The following is a 17,968-nucleotide window of genomic DNA, read 5'->3' on the forward strand; positions in this document are numbered from 1 at the left end:
TTAAGAGCTTATTTTTTATAATATTTTTTATATTTAAACCAAGCAAAAGTTCCTAATATTGCTACAAACCCGATAGAGTAATACACCGAAGTAGGGGTAATAACTTTATCTCCACTTGCATACGAATGCAATCCAGATAAGTAGAAATTAACTCCAAAATAGGTCATCATAATAGATGCATAAGTAATAATAGACCACAAGTTAAATGTAAACCTACTTCGCAAACCAGGAATTAAGCGCATGTGCAGTACAAAAGCATATAACATAATACTAATTAATGCCCAAGTTTCTTTTGGATCCCAACCCCAATAACGACCCCAACTTTCGTTGGCCCACATTCCGCCTAAAAAGTTTCCGATGGTTAACATAATTAAACCAACTGTAATAGACATTTCATTAATGATGGTTAATTCTTTAATGGCCAAATCTAATTTATTTTTGTTCTTTTCGTTTGTAAAAGCCATTAAGAATAATACAAAAATCCCTAAAATCATTGCCAAAGAAAAGGGTCCGTAACTAGCAACAATAATTGAAACGTGAATTAATAACCAGTACGAATTTAATACAGGTTGTAAGTTTGCAATTTCTGGATCTAACCAGTTCTGATGTGCAAATGCTAAAATAACTGCGGTTAAAAATGTTGTTGCAGCTATTGTTAAAGCAGATTTTCTTCCGAAAGACAAACCAAAAAGCATCGTTGCCCAAGCAACATATATAATGGATTCGTAAGCATTACTCCAAGGTGCATTTCCACTTATATACCATCGAGCACCTAATCCTAATGTATGGAAAACAAACAATCCAATAATGATTCCAATCAATCCTTTTACCAAGTAATTAAATACTTTTTTATCAGAAAATATTTGTGCAATTACCACAATAATTAACAAAGCACCTGCCAAACCTAGGTATTTAGCTAATCGACTAAAAATACTGAACTTATTGTAAGCAATTTCTAATTCAATTTTGTCATCAGAAGGAATTACACTAGCACCAAATTTCTTTTGAAAGTTTTTAATTCCAGCTAAAATTTTATCTGCTTGTTCATAATTTTTAGATTCTTTAGATTTTTGAAGCATTTGAATATACACTGGTAATACCTGACGAACAAAAACAGAATCTGTTCCTTTAAAACCGGCATGTAACGTTTCTGGTTGAGAAACCCAAGTATTGTTTGCGTCATTCGGAATTGGAAAAATCTTAAAGATTTGCCCACCAATTGCCGTGTATAGCAACCCAACTCTTTTGTCAATGTTTATTAAATCTTTTTCAAATTTATTTTTTACATTTTTCTTTTGAGCTTCATCAATTCTTGCTCTTATTTTATAGATACCTTCTTTAGTTAAGAAGTCAGACAATCTTGCATGTGTGGCATCATTTGAAACCCCAATAATTTCTCTAATTTGAGAATTCCCTTTTTCTAAATAAACCATTGGTACTTCAATCCAAAATCTTGGATTTTCAATGATTGATAATAAGACTTGACTCGGATTCATTCCTTTAAAAGTCTCTTGATGTGTTACTTTTCTTACCAATTGAGAAGCAAAAGTGTGCGCTGGTTTCATTCTTCCTCCAGCATCTTGAATGACCAAACTATTAAATAAATCGGCATGTTTTGCATCTACAATATTGGCGGCTAAAATGGAATCTATTTGTTGTTCTGATATGGCATGTTCTTGATGTTGAGCAGAAATAGATACAGTAACAAACAACAATCCAATAAGTGATAAGGCTGCTTTTTTCTTTCTGATTTTTTTCAAGGTATTTTTTAAATAATCAAAACGAGTCTTTTTTGCAAATAGAATACTAATCATACCAAAATACAACATCGAATATCCGATGTAAGTAAAAAGTGTTCCCCAAAAATCATGGTTTACAGACAAATGCGTTTCTTCTACTTCTTTAGAATTATCATAACTAGATTGAAATAATTTATAGCCTTTATAATCTAAAATATGATTCATGTAAATTCTGTAATCAAAGGTTTCTTCTTTTGTAATTACAGTCACTTCACTTGCATAAGAAGCTGCACTTTCTGATCCTGGATATTTTTCTAATTGAAAATCTCTTAATTTCACATGAAAAGGTGTTTCCAACGTTTTAGAACCATATAACATTCTAAAATTTAAATTATCAACAGTTATTTGCTCGGAGTTTTGTGTGTTAAATTTCCCACCTAATAACTCAACTCTTTCTGTTTTGTTATTTGTGGTTATATCAACAATGATGATGTCGTATTTTTGGTCATCTTTTGGTCCACTAACCATTTTTAAAACGCCTTTTTCAGCAGGTTTTGGAATTACAAATTGTAAATCAGAAATAGAATGAAGAGTAAGATACTTAAACGGAGTTAAAGAATCTTTGGAGATGGTTCCATTAGCTTGATCTGCCATTCTAACCCAAGTTCCTTCTTTTTTTGAAGACATTTTTAATTCGCCATCTACAGTTGTAAAATTGATGGTTGAATTTTCTCCAGAATCAAATCCAACTAAAACATTATGGATGTTTTGTGAAGTCCCTTTTTTAATATAATGTTCGTGTCTTGTTCCTTCGCTAGATTCTACAAAGAATAAATATTCATCACCATTTTCATCTTCAACTAATTTTTTTTCTGCCCATGGGATGTATTCTACTAATTTAAAATCTACTTCCTGATTGATGAATTTTGTAGAAAACCCCCAATTGTTAGTTCCCCAAGCTGATAATAATATGGGTTCATGAATGGTTGGTTTTTGTTGTGAGTTGTCATCAATCACAACATTTAAATAGGTTGTTTCTGAAATAAATTTATTGGTAACTTCACCTTCTTTAATAATCATCAATCCCTCATAACCAATATAGCGAGTAATTCCTGCTCCAATTAATATGAATAAAAATGATACGTGAAATAATAATACAGGCCATTTTTCTTTTTTATGTAAACGATATCTAAAAATATTACCAAAAAAATTGATAACAAAGAAGATCATGATTGCTTCAAACCACCAAGTATTGTAAACTAAAGCTTTTGAAGTTTGTGTTCCGTAATCATTTTCTATAAAAGTGGCTACACCCATTGCAGCTGCAAATAGGAAAAATAAAACAGCCATTAAACGTGTTGAGTAAAGTATATTTAAGATTTTTTTCATCTTTGAAGAGTGTAAAATAAAAGTTCACAAATTTAAGGATAAAAGCTTGAATAAACGTTTGGATTTAACTGTTTTTTTAATAGAAGAAACAATTAATTCTCTCGTCTAAACTCGGCACGTTTTAATAAAAATGTAATTTCATCTTTCCCCGTATAAACTTTGTTCCATTGCATTTCAAAAGCAGTTTTGTCAATGGTAATCATAGCCGTTAGTTTGTCTTGTAAACTATCATGTAGAATTGCATATTCTTCTCCTTCATAATAATACATGCTATCGCTAACTTTAAAAAAGGTGGAAGTGAAAACCGCTCTTTCACAATAAAAATTAGCGTTCAACTCTAAGTAACAATCCACAAAGCTTTCATCTATATAGGTTAATAGCTATTCACTTTTGTTATTTTATAGTTGCTTTAAAAGGATGTTATTCTGCAATACTATCAATTAAAATAGTTAACATATCAATAGCAGCTTGAGCAATTTTTGTGCCTGGACCAAAAACACCAACTGCGCCAGCATCAAATAAAAATTGGTAATCTTGTGCAGGAATTACGCCACCAACAATCACCATAATATCTTCGCGTCCGTATTTTTTTAATTCAGAAATTACTTGCGGAACCAACGTTTTGTGTCCGGCAGCCAACGAAGAAATTCCTAAAATATGAACATCATTTTCTACGGCTTGTCTAACGGCTTCTTTTGGCGTTTGAAACAACGGACCAATATCTACATCAAAACCTAAATCAGCATAACCCGTTGCTACTACTTTTGCGCCTCTATCATGACCATCTTGCCCTAATTTGGCAATCATTATTCTTGGACGTCTTCCTTCTAATGTAGCAAAATTATCTGCTAATTCAGATGCTTCTTTAAAAGTTTTGTCTTCTTTTATTTCTTTACTATACACGCCAGAAATGGTTTTATGAGCTGCTTTATGTCTTCCGAAGACTACTTCTAAGGCATCAGAAATTTCGCCTAATGTTGCTCTGTTTCTTGCAGCAATAATTGCTAATTCTAACAAATTTTCTTCACCAGTTTTTGCAGCTTCAGTCAAAGCTAATAAAGATTTTTCAACTTCGGCTGTATTTCTTTTAGATTTTAGTTGGTTTAAACGTTCAATTTGCGACAAACGAACCGCTTCATTATCAACTTCTAAAATATGTAAAGGATCTTCCTCCTTTAGTTGGTATTTATTGACGCCAACAATCACATCTTGGCCACTATCAATTTTTGCTTGCTTAATTGCGGCAGCCTCTTCAATTCGCATTTTCGGAATTCCCTTTTCAATAGCTTTGGTCATTCCGCCCAGTTCTTCTACTTCTTTGATTAGTTCCCAAGCTTTATTGGCAATATCTTCTGTCAATTTTTCAACATGATAACTCCCTGCCCAAGGATCAACCGTTTTGGTAATATTGGTTTCTTCTTGTAAATATATTTGTGTGTTTCTTGCAATTCTTGCAGAAAAATCTGTTGGTAAAGCGATGGCTTCATCCAATGCGTTTGTGTGTAAACTTTGCGTTCCTCCAAAAGCAGCAGCCATAGCTTCAATAGTAGTTCTGGCAACATTATTAAACGGATCTTGTTCTGTTAATGACCAACCGCTTGTTTGACAATGGGTTCTTAATGCTAATGACTTTAGATTCTTCGGATTAAACTCTTGTACAATCTTTGCCCACAACATTCTTGCTGCTCGCATTTTTGCAATTTCTCTAAAATGATCCATTCCAATTGCCCAGAAAAAAGAAAGACGAGGAGCGAAACTGTCAATGTCCATTCCGGCTTCAATTCCTTTTTTGATATATTCTAATCCGTCTGCTAATGTATATGCCAGTTCAATTTCTGCAGTTGCACCAGCTTCTTGCATATGGTACCCAGAAATGGAAATAGAATTAAATTTCGGCATTTTATTGCTTGAATATTTAAAAATATCAGCAATAATTTTCATAGAGGGCGTTGGCGGATAAATGTAGGTATTTCGCACCATGAATTCTTTTAGAATATCATTCTGAATGGTTCCAGAAAGATTTTCCGGGGCAACACCTTGTTCTTCAGCAGCTACAATATAAAAAGCTAAAATGGGTAAAACGGCACCGTTCATTGTCATAGAAACCGACATTTTATCTAATGGAATTTGGTCAAATAAAATTTTCATATCCTCAACAGAATCGATTGCAACTCCCGCTTTACCAACATCGCCTTGCACACGTTCATGATCGGAATCGTAGCCTCTGTGAGTTGCCAGATCAAACGCAACAGACAAGCCTTTTTGACCGGCTTCTAAATTTCTTCTATAAAAAGCATTGCTTTCTTCTGCTGTAGAAAATCCAGCATATTGTCTAATTGTCCAAGGTCTACGTACATACATTGTAGAGTAGGGCCCGCGTAAAAAAGGCGGAATTCCTGCAACAAAATCTTCGTGAAAAAAAGTATTTTCATCTTGATTTTTAGGAGTTGACAATGAAATGTTTTGAAGATTTTTTCTATTCATTTTGTAAGAACTTATAACTTCATTTTTTTATACATTTTTTCTCCTAAAGATTGAATTTCTTTATTGATGTCTTTAATTTTAAGAGTAATTATAACGATATAAATTGCTGTTGTTAAAACAAAAAAAGCACTAATAACGAGAATTAAATTATAACTATTACCCAAAAATTTATCAAGCTTTCCTTCTAGTAAAAATACAAGGGCAATTGCAAAAAAAATAAAAATAAAAATAGAGTATGGTATTTTTCCTTTTATTTTTTTGACACGTTTTTTTAGTACTCGCTGTTTTGTTTCTTGCTCAACTACTGTTTTTTCTTTTACCATAATAATAGTTTTATTCTGAATTTATTCTATTTTTTTCAACAGACTCAGACAATCGTCTTTTTATTACGGGAGATAATAATGTTTTGATCGGTTTTATTTTTACAAACGGATAAATTTCAATTTCATTTTTCATGAAATCATCTTTATTAGCTTGTTTGTTTGTACCTAATAAAACAATTTCTTTTTTGTCAAATTTTTCTTGTTCTTTAGTCGCACTTTCAGTAATTTTTCGTTGGATGACTCCTTGTTTTAACTGTTTTAAAAATCCGCCAGATTTTTCAATATCTTTAAATATTTGTAGCGCTTTTTCTGCTAACTGATTGGTAATACTTTCTATATAATACGAACCATCTGCAAAAGTATTTGCATTTTCTAAATAGCTTTCTTTTTGTAAAATCAGCAATTGATTTCTTGCGATACGCTCTCCAAATTCATTTTTTTTATGAAAAACACTATCGTAAGGTAGGTTGTTAATTGTGTTTGCGCCCCCTAAAATTGCACTCATACATTCTGATGTTGTCCTTAACATATTTACATTATAATCGTAAATTGTTTTATTTCGTAGTGTTGGTTGTGCAAAAATATGTGTGTTTGTTTCTGTCACATCGTACTCATTTAAAAGCGATTTCCAAAGAATTCTAAAAGCTTTTAGCTTGGCGATTTCAAAAAAATAATTGCTTCCAACCGCAAAATTAAAATGAAATTTATGTGCAATGCCTTTACCGAAATGATTTAGATATTCGTTCGCATGGGCTAATGCATATGCTAATTGTTGTGTAATTGTTGCGCCAGCATTTTGATATAAAGTAGCATCAACTCCAACAGAATTATTACAAGAATTTACAACGTTTTCAAAGGCTAAATGATCTGCTTTTAAATTTGTGAACCAATTTCCGCTTTGGGCTAAATTATTGATAATATCAACCTGTATAAAGCATTTTTCTGAATTGACACATTTGGCAACTTCATGAATAAATATAGCGTCTAAAAAATAAAACCTAAAATAAAGTGTTGTTTGGTTGGTGTCAATATGTTTGATGACAGCTTTATAATCAAAGGTTTTGTCTGCAATAAATTCAATAGCATTGGCGCCTTTTTCAAGAGCGTTTAGAGCTATGTAGTTGGCTATTTTTTCATCATTAATAAAAAGCGATTGAGAAATATTACTATTGAATTTGGTTTCTGTTGTGGTACTGTTTTTTCTGTCATCTTTTGTGTAAAATGGTTTTACAACAATATCCTCATCTGTTTTCCATAAAAGCGTATCGTTGTAATCCGCGCCTTTTAAATCAACCTGAATTTTTTGTTTCCAAGCTGCAGCAGAAGTGGTATTAAAGTGTTTAAATAACGTTGAACTCATTATTTTTTTATGGTATCAAATTCTATAATATAAATATCTTCATTTTTCTTCTTCATCAAATATTGCTCTCGAGCAAATCGTTCTATTTGTAAAGAGTCGTCTAAGTTCTTTATAGTTAGTTTATCTTCTTCAATCTTTTTTTTGTAGAATTCTATTGCAGTTTCTAATTCATCAATTTCTTTATTGAACTCTCTGTGTACAAGATAAGAATTTTCATCAAAAAATAACATCCAAATTGAAAATACAATTAGAATAATTACATATCTATTGGTAAAAAATATGACAAATTTATTTTGTTTAAACTGCTTAAAAGTCATTATAGTTTATTACTGATTACAGTTCTAACTATATCAATAGCAACATTATTGTGCCTGTCGTTTGGGATAATAATATCAGCAAAATTTTTTGTTGGCTCAATAAACTGTTGATGCATTGGTTTTAAAGTATCTTGATATCTACTTAAAACTTCGTTAACATCTCTACCGCGCTCATTAATATCTCTTCGAACTCTTCTAATTAATCTTTCATCCGTATCAGCATGCACAAATATTTTTATGTCAAAAAGATTTCTTAACTCTTCATTGTTAAAGATTAAAATCCCTTCAACAATTACTACTTTTCTTGGATGTGTTTTAACAACGTCTTTGGTTCTGTTGTGTGTAACAAAAGAATAAACAGGTTGATTAATGGTTTTGCCCGTTTTTAATTTTTTTAAATGCTCAATAATTAATTCGAAGTCAATAGCTCTAGGGTGATCAAAATTTATTTTTGATCGCTCTTCATAACTTAATTCGTTGGTAGCTTTGTAATACGAATCTTGTGATATTACACAAACCTCATCGGTAGGAAGCTCTTTTATTATTTTATTAACAACAGTAGTTTTTCCACTTCCTGTTCCTCCAGCAATTCCAATTATAAGCATAATGATAAGGTGATTTATGTGTGATAATTGTGAACAAATTTAATGAAAATTCATTCAAGTTTAAGCATAAAAAAAGTCCTTTCTTTTGAAAGGACCTTAAAGAGCCGATGAAGGGACTCGAACCCCCGACCTGCTGATTACAAATCAGCTGCTCTAGCCAGCTGAGCTACATCGGCTTTTGCTTATTTTTAAGCGTGGCAAATATATTATCATTTCTGATATTGACAAACTATTTTTTAATTTTTTTAAAAATAAAAATTGGTTCTTAAAAAGCTTGCCTCTTTTTTATTTTAATGAGCTATGTTTTTTAAAATAATTAAGAAAAGATATAGTAATTTAATTAAATAATCTTAATTTGTAATCTAAGTTTAATCCGTTAGCATAAATTGTAATTAACAAGAATGTTTGGCACTATTTAGATTCTTTACTATGCATAAATCTTTTACCCTCAAAGAAGAATTTTACACCTTACTTCAAGAAAAATTATATTTGTATGATTGGTTAACAGAAGATGTGCTTTACGGAGTATGGTATTGTAATCTTACCAATCCTAATGATTTATTCATAAACGATTCTTTTAAGAAAACCTTGAAATATTCAACTTCTGAAGATCAAGATACTTCTGATATTTTCACCAATATTTTAATTCCAACAGAAAAGAAGAAGCTAGAAAAATGGTTGCAAACCTGCCATAAAAATGGTTCTAAAAATTTCGATTCCGTTTTTGAATTTAAAGATTATGAAGGTGAAAAAATAACACTACTAGCAATAGGAAAAACCATTGTAGATAAAACTGAAAATAGAAAAGGTCTAATCATTAAGTTTTTAAAACCAGAAAAACCAGAAGAACGAACTGTTGGTTTAAAAAGTAAAAATATAGCTTTAGATAAATTTCAGAAAATTTACGATGAAACGAATGAAATTGCAAGAGTTGGTGGTTGGGAAGTAGATTTGGTTTTGGGTACTGTTACCTGGACAAAAGTCACAAAAGACATTCATGAAGTAGCACAAACATATGTACCTGATTTAACTACAGGAATCAATTTTTATAAAGAAGGTTATTATCGAGACCTCATTACTAAATTGGTAAATGATGCTATAGAAAAAGGAGATTCATTTGATACTGAGCTTAAAATTGTAACCGCAAAAGGGAATGAAATATGGGTGAGATCTTTTGGGAAACCCGAATTTGAGAATGGAAAATGTATTAGAATTTACGGAGCTTTTCAAGATATTAACGAGAAAAAGAAACGTGAGCTACAAATGAAAGGTGCCAATGAGCGTTTCGAAAAAGTTTTTACAAACTCTTCTCTAGGGATTCTCCTTGTAAATACAAATAATGAGATTTTAATGATTAATAAATCTATTTATAAAATCTTTGGCTTTAAAGAATCTGATAAAGGAAAAATGTTGAATATGACCTTTAAAGATTTGTTGCATCCCGATTATTTAGATGAAGCAATAGAAAAAAGAAAAAAACTTCTTGCAGGAAAAATTAATAGCTATAAAACAGAAGCTAAATATTTTACTGCTAATAGAGAAATAATCTGGTGTGCCACCAATACGTCTATTGTATTAGGTAATGATAATTCTGATGACCTAATCATTACTCAAGTTGAAGATATTACTAAAAGAAAAGAATTTGAACGTCTTTCGTTAGAAAATTCTAATAAGTTTATGAACGCCTTTGAATACTCTCCTAATGGAATGGGTGTTGTTTCTATTGAAGGTGAGTGGTTAATGACTAACAAAAACTTATCTCAGATAATAGGGTATAGTAAAGAAGAACTTTTACAACTTAAATCTAAAGACATAACTCATAAAGACGACTTGTATAATGACACCGAATTATTACGTGAGTTAATAAGTAAAAAACGGGAGTCCTACAGTGTAAAAAAACGATATATTCATAAAAACGGAAAAATTGTTTACTGTTATTTAAATGTTTCTTTATTAACGGATAAAAATGGTAACCCCACTTCTATTATCGGTCAAGTTGTTGATATTACTGAGAGTGTAAAATCAGAAAAAATTTTAAAAGACACTTTAAATGATCTACAAAACCTTCTCAACGCCACTACACATGTTTCTATCATAGAAACAGATTTAAATGGTATTGCTAGAAAATTTAATAAAGGAGCAGAAAATTTATTACAATATAACGCAGAAGAAGTTGTGGGCAAACTAAATGTAGGAGTATTACATGATGCAACAGAGATAGAAAAAAAAGAGTTAGAACTATCTAATAAGTACAACAAAGAGATAAAAGGGTTTGATGTATTTACTTACAAAGCGAATTTAGGAGAACATGATTCTAGCGAATGGACTTATATTCGAAAAAATGGAGAAAGATTCCCTGTGCAACTAGTAGTTACCGCAATCAAAAACTCTGAAGGAGAAATCACAGGTTATTTGGGAGTCGCTACAGATATCTCTGTGTTAAAGAAAATGGAAACTTCTTTGGTAAAGTCAAAACTTAAGGCAGAAGCCGCTAACAAATCTAAATCTGAATTCTTGGCCAATATGAGTCATGAAATTAGAACACCATTAAATGGGGTAATAGGTTTTACTGATTTATTAATGAGAACCAATCTCTCTACGGTGCAGAAAAAGTATATGGATACTGTATACAATTCTGCAAACGTTTTGTTGGATTTATTGAGCGATATACTTGATTTTTCTAAAATTGAAGCAGGTAAATTAGAAATTAGTAAAGAGAGAATAGATTTGGTGCAGCTTTGTGAGCAAACTATAGATATTATTAGACATCAAGCACACGAAAAAGGCTTGGAATTACTGCTAGATATTCCTCCAAACACAAACAAATTTATCGAAGCAGATTCGGTTCGTTTACGTCAGGTTTTAACAAACTTATTAGGTAATTCAGTAAAATTTACTGAAAAGGGGGAAATTGAACTAAAAATTAGAACGGAACCAAACCCAAACAATAAAAAAGAAATGCTTTATGAGTTTTCTATAAGGGATTCTGGTGTGGGTATAGCTCAAAAAAACTTAAAGAAAATATTCTCAGCATTTGATCAAGAAGATTCATCAACTACTAGAAAATACGGAGGAACTGGTTTGGGACTTACAATTAGCAATAAATTGCTTCACCTAATGGATAGCCAACTTCATGTAGAAAGTGAATTGGGTGTTGGTAGTACTTTTTCATTTAAGGTAAGTTTTAAAGTAGAAAAGGATGATGAATATATAGGTCGAAACTCAAAAAACATTAAAAGCGTTTTGATAATTGATGACAATACAAACAATCGTACTATTTTAGAACGTATGTTGGCTATTGATAAAATTGAAACTACCTCTTTTAATAATGGTGCAGATGCCATTGAGTTTTTGAAAAAGAAAAACCCTTTTGATTTAGCAATAATAGATTATCACATGCCAGGTTTAGATGGATTGGAATTAATTAAACAGCTTAGAAAGAAGCTGGCAATTGGCTCAGTAAACCTTCCAATTATTTTATTACACAGTTCTGGAGATGATAAGATCATACATCAAGAATGTAAAGCACTTGATGTACAGTTTAATGTGGTAAAACCCATCAAGATAAGTACATTGTTTGAACTGATTGGGAAAATTGATGAACCATTAATAAAAAAGAAACAAGAAAAGCCTGTTATTGAAGGTGGTGATTTGTCTGAATTATCCTTTAACATATTAGTAGCAGAAGATAACCCCGTTAATAAGTTTTTATCTAAAACAATTATACAGAAAATCCTTCCAAAGGCAACTATTTTGGAAGCAGATGACGGGCTTGAAGCTGTTAGACTTTATGAAGAAAAAGAGATAGATCTTATTTTTATGGATATTCAAATGCCAAACATGAGTGGTTTTGAAGCAACAGAAGCGATAAGAAAATTGGAAATGAATGAAAGTCATGTACCTATAATTGCATTAACTGCTAGAACTATTAAAGGCGAAAAAGAGCGTAGTATAGAAAACGGTATGGACGATTACATTACAAAACCTGTAATTCTGGAAACGATGAAAAAAGTCATCATAGAATTTTTGGTTAAACCAAATACATAAAAACGTAGCATCAATAATACGCAAATAAAAAAAAACTGATAATCATTTGATTATCAGTTTTTTTAGTCGGGGTGGCAGGATTCGAACCTGCGACCTCCTCGTCCCAAACGAGGCGCGATGACCGGGCTACGCTACACCCCGAAATTTGAAATTTGTAATGTTATTTATCTTAAAAAAATCAAGAGATTACACCTCAAATATTCGGATTGCAAACATACTATATTATTTCTATATTGTAAAGTATTTCTGTTTTAAAAATAAACAATAAAATGAAGAATTTAAAAGCAATTTTCGGGATCATATTAACGTGTTTTGTACTACTTGGTTTTATCAAACAAAACAATGTAGAACCACAAGAAAGTAAAGAATATGAATTGATTGTTCCAGGTTTATCAATTCCGTGGGGATTTACCTTTTTACCAGACAATTCGATGTTAATAACAGAAAAAGAAGGGAAGTTAATTCATTTTAAAAATGGTAAAAAGCAAAATATTTCAGGGTTGCCAAAGATTAAAGTGCAAGGCCAAGGCGGTTTGTTGGATATAGAATTGCATCCAAATTATAAAAAAAATGGCTGGATTTATTTTACATACTCATCAGCTTCAGGAGATGGAGATGGAGCAAACACAACATTGATGAGGGCCAGATTGAGTGACGCCAGGTTAATTAATCAAGAAGTTTTATATAAAGCAAGTCCAAATTCTAGAAGAGGACAACATTTTGGTTCTCGTATTGCTTTTGATAGAAAAGGATATCTTTATTTTAGTGTTGGAGATAGAGGAGACAGAGATGTAAATCCGCAAGATCTTACAAAAGATGGAGGTAAAGTTTACCGATTGCATGATGATGGTAAAATTCCAAAAGACAATCCGTTTGTGAAAATAAAAAATGCAAAATCAGCAGTTTATAGTTTCGGACATAGAAACCCGCAAGGAATGGAAATAAATCCGTTTACTGGAGAAATTTGGACGCACGAACACGGACCAAGAGGCGGAGATGAAATCAATATCATTAAGAAAGGAAAAAATTATGGATGGCCAACAATAAGCTACGGTATTAATTATAGCGGAACAAAATTTACAGATAAAACAGCTTTGCCTGGTATGGAACAACCATTACATCAATGGACACCATCAATTGCGCCAAGCGGAATGGCTTTTGTAAATTCTGATAAATATCCAGGATGGAAAGGCAATTTATTAGTTGGTTCTTTAAAGTTTCACTACATATCGTACTGTGTTTTAAAAAACGGAAAAGTGGTCAAAGAAGAAAAAATATTAGAAGGCTTAGGAAGAGTTCGTTCTATAGAGCAAGGAAATGATGGATATTTATATGCAGGAATTGAGCAATTGGGAATTGTAAGAATTCTTCCAAAGAAATAATTTTCAGCACTATTTGTTTTTATTATAAAACTATTTTAATTTATCATATAATATCCTTTAGAAAATAGTTTAAAAAAAATACATTTGCAATCATAAAATTAAAACAACAATGGCAGAAAGAATAAAATGTTTAATTATCGGTTCTGGTCCAGCAGGATATACAGCAGCAATTTATGCAGCAAGAGCAGATATGAAACCAGTGATGTACACTGGAATGCAAATGGGTGGTCAGTTAACAACTACAACTGAAGTAGATAATTTTCCTGGTTACGCAAACGGAACAGATGGAACTGCAATGATGAACGATTTGCAAAAACAAGCAGAACGTTTTGGAACAGAAGTTCGTTTTGGAATGGTAACGAAAGTTGAATTGAGTGAAGAAGTTGGCGGAATACACAAAGTTATTGTGGATGAATCAGTAGAACTTGAGGCAAATACCATAATAATATCGACTGGTGCAACAGCTAAATATTTAGGTTTAGAAAGTGAACAACGATTAATTGGTGGTGGAGTTTCTGCTTGTGCAACTTGTGATGGCTTCTTTTATAAAGGACAAGATGTTGTTGTTGTTGGAGCAGGAGATACTGCTGCTGAAGAAGCGACCTACTTAGCGAATATTTGTAAGAAAGTAACCATATTAGTTCGTAAAGATTTTATGAGAGCTTCAAAAGCAATGCAACATCGAGTTAATAAAACAAAAAATATTGAAGTCTTATACAATTCTGAATTGGATGAGGTTCTTGGAGATACTGTTGTAGAAGGTGTTCGTGTTGTAAATAATCAAACAAAAGAAAAACATAATATAGATGTTACTGGAGTTTTTATTGCCATCGGACATAAACCAAATTCTGATTTGTTTAAAGGAGTTTTAGAGATGGATGAAGTAGGTTATTTAATAACCAAAGGAAAGTCTACAAAGACAAATTTACCTGGCGTATTTGCTGCTGGTGATATTCAAGATAAAGAATACAGACAAGCGGTAACTGCAGCCGGAACAGGTTGTATGGCAGCTTTGGATGCGGAGCGTTATTTAGGTGCTTTAGAATAAGTAAATTATATATTATAATAAAAAAGAGACTGCGATTGCAATCTCTTTTTTTTTGCATTAAAAAGACCGTTAGAAATTTCTAACGGTCTTTAACAAACAACTAAATTCTAAAACTTATAAAAGTTTAAGAAAGTTTTAAATATTTTTAAAAACAATATTTGTTTTCTGCTTTTACTTTTTCTGCAATGATGTTCCTTAATTCAACTACGTTTGGGTAATTTGTGTATTTTGTAAAACGTTTTAATCCCATCAACATCATACGTTGCTCATCACCTTCGGCAAAAGAAACAATTCCTTCTTTTCCGTTTTTATTGATGATTTCTACAGCGTTGTATAAATACAATTGAGACATTGCAATTTGTTCTTTTTGAGATTCAACACCAAAACGTTTTGCGTTTTTTTCAGTTCTTAAAACCCCAGATTCTGCCATGTATATTTCAATCAAAATATTAGCAGCAGCATTTAATAATTGTTGGTGCTCTTCTAATTCAGGTCCAAACTTTTGTATTGCAGCTCCGGCAACCATTAAAAAGACTTTCTTTAAATTGATAAGAATTTGTTTTTCTTCAGCAAATAATTCAGAGAAATCTGGCGTATCAAAAGAAGGAATTCCTAATAATTCTTCACCAACTGCCATTGCAGGATTTAATAAATCAACATGACCTTTCATTGCTTTTTTTACCAACATTCCAACAGATAACATTCTGTTGATTTCGTTTGTTCCTTCGTAAATACGAGCAATTCTTGCGTCTCTCCAAGCAGATTCCATCGGTGTTTCCTCAGAGAATCCCATTCCACCAAAAATTTGAATTCCTTCATCAGCACAATGTTGTACATCTTCAGAAACAGCAACTTTTAAAATAGAACATTCTATAGCATATTCTTCTACACCTTTTAATTCCGCTTCTTGATGAGAATTCCCAGCTGCTTCACGCATTGCAATTCTATCTTCAATGTTTTTTGCAGCTCTGTAAGATGCAGATTCACCAATATACGTATTGGTTGCCATTTCAGCAATTTTAGATTTGATGGCACCAAATTCTGAAATTGGAGTTTTAAATTGTTTACGCTCATTGGCATAATTTACAGCAATACTCGTAACTCTACGTTGAGAATCTAAACAGGCTGCAGCTAATTTAATACGTCCAATATTTAAAGCATTCATGGCGATTTTAAATCCTTCACCACGACCAGCTAACATATTTTCTACAGGAACAACTGTATCACTAAAAAAGACTTGACGCGTTGAAGAAGCTCTAATTCCTAATTTGTGTTCTTCTTCTCCTAAAGTAATTCCATTTGGATTTTCTCCATTATATTCAACGATAAATCCAGTAATATTTTTATCATTTTCAATACGCGCAAAAACAATCATCAAACTACAGAAACCTGCATTTGAAATCCACATTTTTTGTCCGTTGATTTTATAACTTTTTCCATCTTCTGATAGAGTAGCAGTTGTTTTTCCTGAATTTGCATCAGAACCTGCTCCAGGTTCTGTTAAACAATACGCACCAAACCATTCTCCACTAGCTAATTTAGGAACGTATTTTTGTTTTTGTTCTTCAGTTCCGTATAAAGTAATTGGCATTGTTCCAATTCCTGTATGAGCACCAAAAGCAGTACTAAAAGATCCCGTTCCGCTTGAAATATAATCACAAGTTAACATGGTAGAAACAAAACTCATTCCTAATCCGCCATAAGCTTCAGGAACAGCAACACCTAAAAAACCTAATTCACCAGCTTTACGCATCACTTCTTCAGTCAATGCATAATCTTTAGCTTCAAATCTTGCTTTGTGAGGAATAATTTCACGATCGTTAAACTCCATCACAGCTTCTTTCATCATGGTTTGCTCTTCCGTAAAATCTTCTGGAGTAAACACATCTTCACACTTTGTTTCTTTGACAAGGAATTGTCCTCCTCTTAGTAATTCTTTATTTTCTGTACTCATGATCTATTTATTTTTTAACTTTCTTGCTTTAATACTTTGTGATTATTTTAAAAACTCATAAATTCCTGCAGCACCTTGTCCAGTACCAACACACATGGTAACCATACCATATTTTCCAGACATATCTCTTTTGCGCATTTCATCAAATAACTGAACAGATAATTTTCCTCCTGTACAACCTAAAGGATGTCCTAAAGCAATTGCTCCACCGTTTACATTTACAATGTCTTGATTTAAACCTAATTCTCTAATCACAGCTAAAGATTGAGATGCAAATGCTTCATTCAATTCTATTAAATCAATATCATTTTGTTTTAACCCTGCCTGCTTTAAAGCTTTTGGAATTGCAGCAACTGGTCCAATTCCCATAATTCTCGGCTCAACACCAGCAGCAGCATAATTTACCATACGAGCAATTGGTTCAATGTTTAATTCTTTAACCATTTTTTCGCTCATGATTAATACAAAAGCTGCTCCGTCACTCATTTGAGAAGAGTTTCCAGCAGTTACGCTTCCACCTTGAGCAAATACAGCTCTTAGTTTTGCTAATACTTCTTTGCTTGTTCCAGCTCTTGGACCTTCGTCCTTTGTAACTGTATACGATTTTGTTGCTTTTTTTCCGTTCGCATCAATATATGTTTGTTCTACATTGATAGGAACAATTTGATCTTGAAAACGATTTTCAGCTTGAGCTTTTAATGCTTTTAGGTGAGAATTGTAAGCAAACTCATCTTGATCTTCTCTAGAAATTTTAAATTGATTTGCAACTGCCTCCGCAGTATTTCCCATTCCCCAGTAATATTCTTCGTAACCAGCCTTTACTAAATCGTAATTTAATTCTGGTTTAAACCCTGTCATCGGGACTGCACTCATGCTTTCTGCTCCACCAGCAATAATACAATCTGCCATTCCAGCTTGAATCTTAGCTGTTGCCATAGCAATTGTTTCTACTCCAGAAGAACAAAAACGATTTACAGTAACTCCAGGAACATCAACAATGTTTAATCCCATTAACGAGATTAATCGTCCCATGTTTAACCCTTGAGAGCCTTCTGGCATTGCATTACCAACAATAACATCGTCAATACGTTTTTTGTCAAAGTTTGGTAATTCGTCCATCATATACTTGATGGTTTCTGCAGCCAATTCATCCGTTCTTTTAAAACGGAATACACCTTTTGGAGCTTTTCCAACTGCAGTTCTGTATGCTTTTACTATATATGCTGTTTTCATTTTTTTATGCTTTTGGCTTTAAGCTGTAGGCTCTAAGCTCTGATTTGTATTAGTTTTAGCCTATTGCATATAGCATAAGGCTTTCAG

At 32.2% G+C, this 17,968-nt stretch carries 12 protein-coding genes and 2 tRNA genes; 3 read left to right on the forward strand and 11 right to left on the reverse strand.

Features of this window, described 5'->3' with window-relative positions; translation table 11 throughout:
• Positions 1 to 8 precede the first annotated feature (8 nt).
• The 8 genes from ccsA to ACEWL1_RS11340 form a co-directional block, all read right to left on the reverse strand.
• Positions 9 to 3,128, reverse strand: a complete 3,120-nt coding sequence (gene ccsA / locus ACEWL1_RS11305; RefSeq protein ID WP_409233410.1) for a cytochrome c biogenesis protein CcsA — start codon at positions 3,126 to 3,128, stop codon at positions 9 to 11.
• A 92-nt stretch (positions 3,129 to 3,220) separates the two neighbouring features.
• A complete protein-coding gene (locus ACEWL1_RS11310; protein ID WP_409233411.1) occupies positions 3,221 to 3,463 on the reverse strand; it encodes a hypothetical protein in 243 nt (80 codons plus the stop codon).
• Between the two features lie 85 nt (positions 3,464 to 3,548).
• On the reverse strand, positions 3,549 to 5,612 hold the full coding sequence (gene scpA, locus ACEWL1_RS11315; protein WP_409233412.1) for a methylmalonyl-CoA mutase: 2,064 nt from the start codon (positions 5,610 to 5,612) through the stop codon (positions 3,549 to 3,551).
• Positions 5,613 to 5,623: 11 nt separating this feature from the next.
• Entirely contained in the window at positions 5,624 to 5,935 is a 312-nt protein-coding gene (locus ACEWL1_RS11320; protein ID WP_409233413.1) for a hypothetical protein, read from the reverse strand.
• Between the two features lie 10 nt (positions 5,936 to 5,945).
• Positions 5,946 to 7,295: a methylmalonyl-CoA mutase subunit beta gene (locus tag ACEWL1_RS11325; RefSeq protein ID WP_409233414.1), complete on the reverse strand. Its 1,350-nt coding sequence runs from the start codon at positions 7,293 to 7,295 to the stop codon at positions 5,946 to 5,948.
• Entirely contained in the window at positions 7,295 to 7,612 is a 318-nt protein-coding gene (locus tag ACEWL1_RS11330) for an FtsB family cell division protein (protein WP_409233415.1), read from the reverse strand. The genes ACEWL1_RS11325 and ACEWL1_RS11330 overlap by 1 nt, the downstream gene beginning before the upstream one ends.
• Complete coding sequence (gene udk, locus ACEWL1_RS11335; RefSeq protein ID WP_409233416.1) at positions 7,612 to 8,217, reverse strand: uridine kinase; 606 nt, start codon at positions 8,215 to 8,217, stop codon at positions 7,612 to 7,614. The genes ACEWL1_RS11330 and udk overlap by 1 nt, the downstream gene beginning before the upstream one ends.
• A gap of 102 nt (positions 8,218 to 8,319) precedes the next feature.
• Positions 8,320 to 8,393, reverse strand: a tRNA-Thr gene (locus ACEWL1_RS11340).
• Positions 8,394 to 8,646: 253 nt separating this feature from the next.
• Between ACEWL1_RS11340 and ACEWL1_RS11345 the strand changes: the two genes are divergently transcribed.
• A complete protein-coding gene (locus tag ACEWL1_RS11345) occupies positions 8,647 to 12,264 on the forward strand; it encodes a PAS domain S-box protein (protein ID WP_409233417.1) in 3,618 nt (1,205 codons plus the stop codon).
• 66 nt (positions 12,265 to 12,330) lie between these two features.
• On the opposite strand, the gene ACEWL1_RS11350 is transcribed toward ACEWL1_RS11345, so the two are convergent.
• Positions 12,331 to 12,405: transfer RNA gene (locus ACEWL1_RS11350), tRNA-Pro, on the reverse strand.
• Between the two features lie 128 nt (positions 12,406 to 12,533).
• Here ACEWL1_RS11350 and ACEWL1_RS11355 point away from each other — a divergent pair.
• Both ACEWL1_RS11355 and trxB read left to right on the forward strand, forming a co-directional pair.
• A complete protein-coding gene (locus tag ACEWL1_RS11355) occupies positions 12,534 to 13,646 on the forward strand; it encodes a PQQ-dependent sugar dehydrogenase (protein ID WP_409233418.1) in 1,113 nt (370 codons plus the stop codon).
• 109 nt (positions 13,647 to 13,755) lie between these two features.
• Positions 13,756 to 14,694, forward strand: coding sequence for a thioredoxin-disulfide reductase (gene trxB, locus ACEWL1_RS11360; protein WP_409233419.1), 939 nt, complete (start codon positions 13,756 to 13,758; stop codon positions 14,692 to 14,694).
• A 145-nt stretch (positions 14,695 to 14,839) separates the two neighbouring features.
• On the opposite strand, the gene ACEWL1_RS11365 is transcribed toward trxB, so the two are convergent.
• Together ACEWL1_RS11365 and ACEWL1_RS11370 are read right to left on the reverse strand one after the other, a co-directional pair.
• Positions 14,840 to 16,648, reverse strand: coding sequence for an acyl-CoA dehydrogenase family protein (locus ACEWL1_RS11365; RefSeq protein ID WP_409233420.1), 1,809 nt, complete (start codon positions 16,646 to 16,648; stop codon positions 14,840 to 14,842).
• Between the two features lie 42 nt (positions 16,649 to 16,690).
• Positions 16,691 to 17,881 (reverse strand): acetyl-CoA C-acyltransferase, encoded by a 1,191-nt coding sequence (locus ACEWL1_RS11370; protein ID WP_409233421.1) that lies wholly within the window; start codon positions 17,879 to 17,881, stop codon positions 16,691 to 16,693.
• Positions 17,882 to 17,968 lie beyond the last annotated feature (87 nt).

Source organism: Polaribacter gochangensis (assembly GCF_046224025.1).
Classification (GTDB): Bacteria; Bacteroidota; Bacteroidia; order Flavobacteriales; family Flavobacteriaceae; genus Polaribacter; species Polaribacter gochangensis.

Excerpts from the sequence above, each read along its gene's own strand:
- ccsA (WP_409233410.1), bottom strand. The coding sequence starts at position 3,128 with ATGAAAAAAATCTTAAATATACTTTACTCAACACGTTTAATGGCTGTT.
- scpA (WP_409233412.1), bottom strand. The coding sequence starts at position 5,612 with ATGAATAGAAAAAATCTTCAAAACATTTCATTGTCAACTCCTAAAAAT.
- ACEWL1_RS11320 (WP_409233413.1), bottom strand. The coding sequence starts at position 5,935 with ATGGTAAAAGAAAAAACAGTAGTTGAGCAAGAAACAAAACAGCGAGTA.
- ACEWL1_RS11325 (WP_409233414.1), bottom strand. The coding sequence starts at position 7,295 with ATGAGTTCAACGTTATTTAAACACTTTAATACCACTTCTGCTGCAGCT.
- ACEWL1_RS11330 (WP_409233415.1), bottom strand. The coding sequence starts at position 7,612 with ATGACTTTTAAGCAGTTTAAACAAAATAAATTTGTCATATTTTTTACC.
- udk (WP_409233416.1), bottom strand. The coding sequence starts at position 8,217 with ATGCTTATAATTGGAATTGCTGGAGGAACAGGAAGTGGAAAAACTACT.
- ACEWL1_RS11345 (WP_409233417.1), top strand. The coding sequence starts at position 8,647 with ATGCATAAATCTTTTACCCTCAAAGAAGAATTTTACACCTTACTTCAA.
- ACEWL1_RS11355 (WP_409233418.1), top strand. The coding sequence starts at position 12,534 with ATGAAGAATTTAAAAGCAATTTTCGGGATCATATTAACGTGTTTTGTA.
- trxB (WP_409233419.1), top strand. The coding sequence starts at position 13,756 with ATGGCAGAAAGAATAAAATGTTTAATTATCGGTTCTGGTCCAGCAGGA.
- ACEWL1_RS11365 (WP_409233420.1), bottom strand. The coding sequence starts at position 16,648 with ATGAGTACAGAAAATAAAGAATTACTAAGAGGAGGACAATTCCTTGTC.
- ACEWL1_RS11370 (WP_409233421.1), bottom strand. The coding sequence starts at position 17,881 with ATGAAAACAGCATATATAGTAAAAGCATACAGAACTGCAGTTGGAAAA.